The following is a 7,297-nucleotide window of genomic DNA, read 5'->3' as shown; positions in this document are numbered from 1 at the left end:
GCGAAAATTAAGGTGGTGGGCGTGGGGGGTGGAGGTGGCAACGCGGTCAGTCGGATGGCGGCCAGCAACCTCAAGGGTGTTGAGTTTTGGAGTATCAACACGGATGCTCAGGCCCTTGCGCAGTGCTCGACATCAACGGTGAACCGCCTGCAAATCGGGCAAAAGTTAACCCGCGGGCTGGGGGCAGGCGGCAACCCGGCCATTGGTCAGAAAGCCGCCGAAGAGTCCAGCGAAGAAATTGCAGCGGCTCTCAAAGGGGCAGATTTGGTCTTTATTGCCGCCGGCATGGGAGGGGGCACGGGCACCGGTGGAGCCCCTATCGTCGCCCAGATTGCCAAGGCCAGCGGTGCCCTGACGGTGGGGGTGGTGACGCGGCCTTTTTCCTTTGAGGGCAAGCGGCGCACCAAGCAGGCCGAAGAAGGGATCCAAGCGCTGCAGGAGGCGGTCGATACCCTGATCGTGATCCCCAACGACAAGCTGCTCTCGGTGATCTCTGAGCAAACTCCTGTGCACGAGGCTTTTCGCGTCGCGGACGATGTCTTGCGTCAGGGGGTGCAGGGCATTTCGGATATCATCCTCATCCCCGGCATGATCAACGTGGATTTTGCCGACGTGCGCAGCGTGATGGCCGATGCCGGCACTGCCTTGATGGGCATTGGCATGGGATCCGGCAAGTCCCGCGCCCGCGAAGCTGCCATTACCGCCGTCTCCTCTCCCCTTTTGGAAACTTCCATCGAAGGGGCCAAGGGCGTGCTCTTCAACATCACCGGCGGGCTGGATCTGTCGTTGCACGAGGTCACGGTAGCCGCTGAGATTATCGCTGAGGCAGTGGATCCAGAAGCCAACATCATCTTCGGCACCGTCCAGGACGAGCGCATGCAAGGGGAGGTGCGCATCACCGTCATCGCCACCGGTTTTGACGGATCGCGGTCGGCTGCCGCTTCTGGATCCAAAGCCTCGGTCGCCAACAAGGGGGGGGTGGGGACGCGTAGGACCACTGCCTCTGGCTCTGAGCCACCGCCTCGACAGCCCCCTGAGCCTGAGCCCCCTGCATCCGGGGGCTTGGACATTCCCGAGTTTTTGCGCCGCCGCCGTCCTCCTTCGTAGGTTAGAGTGAGGGAATGCGGCTATCCTGGTGCCGGTTGCTGGGAGTGGGGAGTGCTTTGGGGTTAAGCCATGAACATTGTTATCTTGGCAGGGGGTCGTTCGGCAGAACGTCAGGTTTCTTTGGTAACGGGCAAAGCCTGTAAGCGGGCGCTGGAGGATCTGGGGCATCGGGCGAAGTTGATCGACCCCGAGGAGGATCTGCCGCTGCGCCTTTGGCAGGAACGGCAGGCAGGCTGCGACTTCGTCTGGATTGCCCTGCATGGCCCCGGCGGTGAGGATGGGGTGGTGCAGGGGATGCTGGAGTGGCTGGGCTTGCCCTATCAGGGATCCGGGCCGTTGGCCAGCGCTCTGGCCATGGACAAGCTGGTCTCCAAGCAGATCTTTCGGGCCGAAGGGATTCCCACTCCTGAGTGGCTGGTCTGGGATGAAGCGCAGCCGCTCTCCTGGGCCGAGTGTGTGGCGCGTTTGGGATCCCCGCTGGTGGTGAAGCCCAGCAACAGCGGCTCGACGGTGGGGATTAGCCTTGCGCGGGATGAGGTGTCGTTGGCTCAGGGGCTGGCGTTGGCCAGCTCGGTCTCCTCGCGGGTCTTCCTGGAGCGCTACATTCCCGGCAAGGAGATCACCCTCTCCATTCTCTCCGGCCAGGTTCTCCCGGCCATTGAGATCATCCCTGCCCAGGGAGATTTTTACGATTACGAAGCCAAGTACGCCCCCGGCGGCTCACGGCATTTGATCCCCTGTTCCCTCAGCGCGGCAGGGCTGGCCCGCTGCGAGGCGGCAGGGCTAAGGGCCTATCGGGTGTTGGGATGTGAAGGTCTGGCGCGGGTGGATCTGCGGGTGGATGCCGACGAGAACCCTTGGGTGCTGGAGGTGAACACCCTGCCCGGGATGACCCCCACTTCGCTTTGCCCAGAGGCGGCGGCAGCTCTGGGCTGGACGTTTACGGAGCTGGTGGAGCGGATGCTGCAGGATGCCCTGCAGAGGGCGGCATTGACTCGCTCGGCCCCGTCTGGATCCCGGCCTTCGCCACAGCCGGCCTGATCCCCAGCCAGACTGCTTTCTAGAGAAAGAAAAGAAGCAAAACCGCCACCGCCATCCCGACCATCAGCACTGCTCCTGCCGGCCACAGCCAGGCAATAGGGGATCCGCCTTTGCCAGCAGCTTTTTGGCCGGGACCCTTTTCTTTGGGCTCAGGCTGGGGGCCGGCGGAATCGGGAGCAACCAGCGTTAGATCCTGCAGCAGCCGGTTGCCTTGCTTTTCCAGCACGAGCGTGGTCTCCTCAGCGCTCAAGAGAGGATCCCGCAGCGGCTGGGTTTGCTGCCACTCGTATTCGGAATGTCCTGACGCTCGCCCATAGACCGTCACCTGCTCCAGGCCGGATAGGCCCAACGCCTCCAGCGCGGCTCGCACCTGTTGGGTGAGATGGGGATAGTCGAGCTGGGTTTGCGGGGAGCGGTTGAGGAGAACGTGCAGGTGAGCCTGGCGACGCTTGACGGCGATCTTGACAGGGACGGCCAAGCGAGCCTGCAACGCCTGGGCAATCTCAGCTTCCGTCATTGAGTTTTATTCCAGCGAAGGCAAGTTAATTCTAATACAGCCATGGGACAGGCGCTGGGAGTGGCGGCAGCGGCTTCGGGGTAGAATGTATCCGCATCGGCAAGGAAGGCCCCTGAGGAGGTCGTGTAGCTGGAAGTTCTATGCAAGAAAAAGCCATTGTCCGCAATTACTTCAACACCGTCGGTTTCGAGCGCTGGCGGCGCATCTACGGCAACGAGGAAGTCAATTTTGTCCAGAAAGATATTCGACTGGGCCATGCCCGCACAGTCGAGACGGTGTTGCAATGGCTGGGGGATCCCTCCGGTCTGCGCATTTGCGATGCCGGCTGCGGAGTGGGCAGCCTTAGCTTGCCTTTGGCCGCCCGAGGGGCGCAGGTGTTTGCCAGCGACATTTCCGAGCAAATGGTCAACGAAGCGCGTCGCCGCCAACAGATGGAGCTGGGATCCACAGACAACCCCCAGTTTCAGGTTTTGGATTTGGAGGAACTGACGGGGGAGTACGATGTCGTCGTCTGCCTGGATGTGATGATCCACTATCCCGAAGCCGACGCCCTGCGCATGCTCAACCACCTAACTTGCCTGGCCCGCTCTCGCCTGATCTTCAGTTTTGCTCCCAAAACCCCCTGGCTGACGCTGCTGAAGAAAGTAGGGGAGTTCTTCCCTGGCCCCAGCAAAACCACCCGCGCCTATCAACACCGCGAGGCGACGTTGGTGGGCCACCTGGCCGAGTGGGGCTGGAAAGTGCAACAACGCCGAACCATTCGAAGCCGCTTCTACTTTGCCTGGCTGCTTGACCTGGTTCGCTGAAGCCGTCGCTCCTAGCTTGCTCTGGGGCCGAGCTGCCTGGGCTCGACCAGGTCAGTCGAAGTTACCCAGTTTTTCCAGCAAATCCGGATCTGCCAGCTTTTGCAGGGCAAGTCGCGCATCATCCTGGACTCCCCAGTCAGGGTCGCCGCTGGCGCTGGCCAGCAACTGCTTGGTGAGCATTTGATAGAGAGCTGTATAGGGCGTCGCCGGCTTCAGATGTTGCCCTAGGATCCCTAGGCTCCAGGCGCAGTTGCCGCGGACTGCCGCCACCGGATCGTGGGCCAAGCCCCGACAGAGGGCTGCCGCCACCTCTTGCAAGGCCGGGCCGGGCAACACCTGAGCTTGGGCCAATTGTCCGAGGGCGCTGGCCGCCCACAGTCGCACGGCTGTGATATCTCCGGCCAATACTTCCAGCAACACCGGATAGGCCCGCGGATCCTTGGCATTGCCCAGGGCCCACACCAACCCTTTGCGCACATAGCCATTCCAATCCCGGCGCAAGCTGTCGATCAGCAGCTCCACCTCACAGGGATCCGAATTTCGACCTAGGGCATAGGCCGCCCCTACCCGCACCAATGGGCAGGGATCCCTGAGCAGAGCCAACAGGGACGGCACGGCACGGGGCTCTTCGATCTCACAGAAGGCGCGGGCCGCCTGCATCCGCAAACGGGGATCCGGATCCTGCAACTGCTGCAGCATCCGCTCCACATCTACCTCCGGCGGCGAGTGAGGTGGCAGCTCGTCTAGGGGAGAAAAGGCATCTTGGTACATGAAGGGGCGCGGGCAGATTGGTGCCGTTGGCGGGGAGGGCAGGAGCACGAAAATCTCTTCTCCCCAGGCAAAAGGCCAGAATGAAGGCGGAAAAAGCAGCCAAGCAAGCAAATCCTGGCTGCAGCCCATCATAAGCCGCCGAGGTCCCTAGTTTGCAGTTGAATCTGGAGATCCGGGAACCTGCAGCAAGTCCGCTCCTTCCAGCACCCGCGCCGAGCGGATCACATCCCCCACCTGCAGGCGCTCCACCCACTCCATGCCACTGGTGACATAGCCGAACACCGCATAGCGCCCATCCAGGATCGGCAGAGCAGAGAGGGCGATGTAAAACTGGGAAGAGGCCGAATCCAGCGGGCTAGAACGGGCCATGGCCACCGCGCCCAAGCGATGGGGCAAGGCCAGCTTGCTCAGGGCGATGGGATCCTCAATCAAGGTGTTGTAGCGGGGGTGAGGCTCCCCACGCACCTGAATCTCCAAAGGGATGGTGCGCAGGCGGTTGCTGCCCGGCTCGGTAGCGCCACCGGTGCCATCTCCCCGCGGATCCCCTCCTTGCACCACAAAAGGTTGGGGATCTTTCTCCACTCGATGGAAGGTGAGACCGTTGTAAAAGCCCCGCTGCACCAAATCCACAAACTGGCCAGCCGTGAGGGGCGCCTCCTCCCCGTGAATCTCCAAGATCACCTTGCCCGCTCCCTCAGCAGTTTGCACCTCTAGCTCCACCAGCGCCTTGCCCTGCAGTTGCGGGCGATGGGCGTAGGCCGGTGGGATCCCCGATGGAGAGCCAGAGGAGGGGAGCGCACGGCGACAAGCGAACAGACCAAGACAGAGGTACCCCAAAGCCAAGCCCAACCCCACTCTGCAGCGGCTCATTCGCCCCAGCTTGGTAAATTGCATCTGCCCCTTCTCCCTTTTTCGATTTGATCCAACTTTCCACAGGGATCCCTCTCCAGATGTCAAGAGAGATATCTAGAGCCGTTGCGACAACCCCAATTGCAAGGTGACGCTTTGAGCGCCATTGCTTACCCTCACCCCGTAGGGGCTGATGGAGGTGACCCGCCACTCTGCTTTCACCGCCTGGCCAACCGGCACCTGTCGCACCACGTTGTCGATCAGAATCAGAGCCTTGGGATCGCCCGGATCGTGGATCAACCCCACCAGCTTCATCTGCGGCGGCGGTTGAGGCGGGATCCGCACCGGCGCAGACCTGAGGGAGGGAGGAGAAGCGCTGGTTGCCGCTGCAGGGGTAGGAGCGGTGGCCGCTGGCGGCCTTACGGGGGTTGTTTTCGCCTCTGGCTCGGCTAAGGTGATCCTAGGTGGCTCCTGAGACGAAACTTCCTTAGAGGGATCTCGAGGAGTTTTACCTCCCGCCTCTGGGGGCCGAGATGGTTCCTGTTCCTGGGCCAGCCGGAAATCCGAGTTGGGAGAATCGGAGGCCTCAGTCACAGGATCCCTCAGCCAAGGAGAATTGGCCTGAGAAAAGACTCCCGCCCGGCGGCGCAGGGTCGTCCAGAAGGCTAGCCCTGCTACCAGAGTGGCCGCCAAGGCCAAACCCAGTAGGATCCCTGAGGCCATAGAAGAGCGCCGCAAAGGCAGCGGCGGGCGCGTGCCCCAATAGGGGTACTCTTCCACCAGCCCTTCTTCAAGGCTGTGCTCCAAATCCTCAAGCAGCTCATCCAGCAGGGAATCTGCTTGACTCTTGTAACGCAATACAGCCCAAGGAGAACGACGGCTCCTGTCTGCCGAAGCATCAAACCCGGACATAGAACCTCCCTTGGCGGCGAGACCCCTAGCCGACAGCAGCCGTCTCCTCACTCCAGCGCTCTCACAGGAGCCGCATTTCCGGGTACTCGGTCAACAGCGCCTCTGCCGACAGGGTGTCTCCTTCCAACTGCGGCGTCCACAGCACTTCGATCGCCACAATTCGCTCCGCCGGAATGGAGGCCAACTGCAGCAGGCACTGCCGCAGATCCGCCGCAGATTTAACTACAGGTAGTGTACCTAAGTTGCCGCGATACGCAACTAGTAGAGTAACGACCAGATACTCGCCGACATCCGGGATCCCGGCAGCAGCGCGTTTAAGGACCGCTTGGGGAACCTGTTGGATTTGGTTGTTGCGGTTGCTGAGGGTTTCGGCGCTAAACTTGCTGCGCTCTTGCAAAGAGGCTTGGTAGAACAGAGACTCGGCGCGGGAGAGAGGCAGCTTCTCTGCTTGGGCATGGCCATAGGCCCAGTAGTCGCTGTAGCGCATCAAGCCGAGGGTGACCTCTTGCAGGAGTTGGCTCAGCCCTTCCGGCGATTGGGTATCCGCTTCCAGAGCCAGGGCGTTCATGTCTTTTTGCAGTTGCCGGGCGCTGGCCAGCAGGCCCACTTTCACCTGAGCCAGGGTTACTGGAGGGTCAGCAACCCCCTCGTCGCCATCTTCGGAAACAGCCGAGCGCAGGCTGCGCACCAGAAAGCTACCTGCCCCGATGAGCAGCAGCAGTGTCAGCAGGCCGCCACCACCACCCCAGAAAAAGGGCACCACCAGGGGAAAGCCGAACCCCCCTCCATAGCTGGGGTACACCGGAGCCGAGCGGGGGCCAACGGAGCGGGGGGCAGAGAAGGTCGGAGAGCGGAAAGAGCCACCGCCAATGCGACCACCACTGCGCGCCCAGACGGCACTGACGGGGGCCAAGGCCAAGATCAAAGCCAGGGCAATGGCCAGCAGGGGCCGGCAGCTTCGACTGATTCGTTTCAGCATGTTCACGTGTCCATCACGGGGCTAGTCTTCCTCAATTGTATGCTCTTTCCTTAGACAGCAGAGGGCAGGGATCCGAACCTTTTAGCGGGCTATTTGAGCCATTGCTTGTGAATCCCCACCGATTTACTCCTCAGCATCCAACTCAGGATTACTTCAATCTGGCCCATCGAGACTATCGACGGAGGCGACCGCAGTCTTGACACTCCCACCGCCTGAAGGCGGGGGATTCTTACGCAGTCCACAAAAGAACCCGTAACGGCGTTGTCAAAGCGCCTCTAGACAGTTCCTTCACGCAAAGCCCCAAGGTTCTGCTGA

Annotated in this window: 8 protein-coding genes; 3 read left to right on the top strand and 5 right to left on the bottom strand. The window is 61.6% G+C overall.

Annotated features, from left to right (window positions below):
* The coding region (ftsZ, locus tag NW809_RS09395) for a cell division protein FtsZ (protein ID WP_414402000.1) at positions 1-1,107 on the top strand (1,107 nt) is incomplete at its 5' end.
* A gap of 69 nt (positions 1,108-1,176) precedes the next feature.
* Positions 1,177-2,148 (top strand): D-alanine--D-alanine ligase, encoded by a 972-nt coding sequence (locus tag NW809_RS09390; protein WP_011429032.1) that lies wholly within the window; start codon positions 1,177-1,179, stop codon positions 2,146-2,148.
* 19 nt (positions 2,149-2,167) lie between these two features.
* Here the strand turns inward: NW809_RS09390 and NW809_RS09385 are convergent, their stop codons facing one another.
* Positions 2,168-2,665, bottom strand: coding sequence for a hypothetical protein (locus NW809_RS09385; protein WP_041438022.1), 498 nt, complete (start codon positions 2,663-2,665; stop codon positions 2,168-2,170).
* Positions 2,666-2,805: 140 nt separating this feature from the next.
* Here NW809_RS09385 and bchM point away from each other — a divergent pair, with 140 nt between their 5' ends.
* Entirely contained in the window at positions 2,806-3,471 is a 666-nt protein-coding gene (bchM, locus tag NW809_RS09380; protein ID WP_011429034.1) for a magnesium protoporphyrin IX methyltransferase, read from the top strand.
* Between the two features lie 51 nt (positions 3,472-3,522).
* Here bchM and NW809_RS09375 read toward each other — a convergent pair whose 3' ends face one another.
* The 4 genes from NW809_RS09375 to NW809_RS09360 form a co-directional block, all read right to left on the bottom strand.
* On the bottom strand, positions 3,523-4,290 hold the full coding sequence (locus NW809_RS09375) for a HEAT repeat domain-containing protein (protein ID WP_240527300.1): 768 nt from the start codon (positions 4,288-4,290) through the stop codon (positions 3,523-3,525).
* 99 nt (positions 4,291-4,389) lie between these two features.
* On the bottom strand, positions 4,390-5,136 hold the full coding sequence (locus NW809_RS09370; protein WP_011429036.1) for a peptidylprolyl isomerase: 747 nt from the start codon (positions 5,134-5,136) through the stop codon (positions 4,390-4,392).
* A 72-nt stretch (positions 5,137-5,208) separates the two neighbouring features.
* Entirely contained in the window at positions 5,209-6,003 is a 795-nt protein-coding gene (locus NW809_RS09365; protein ID WP_414401999.1) for a hypothetical protein, read from the bottom strand.
* Positions 6,004-6,064: 61 nt separating this feature from the next.
* Positions 6,065-6,982 carry a DUF1517 domain-containing protein gene (locus NW809_RS09360; RefSeq protein WP_041438024.1) on the bottom strand — a complete coding sequence of 306 codons (918 nt, stop codon included), beginning with the start codon at positions 6,980-6,982 and terminating at the stop codon, positions 6,065-6,067.
* Positions 6,983-7,297 lie beyond the last annotated feature (315 nt).

Origin of the sequence: Synechococcus sp. WC101, from assembly GCF_047461555.1 — a bacterium.
Classification (GTDB): domain Bacteria; phylum Cyanobacteriota; class Cyanobacteriia; order Thermostichales; family Thermostichaceae; genus Thermostichus.
This window is presented reverse-complemented; position numbering and strand designations above follow the sequence as displayed.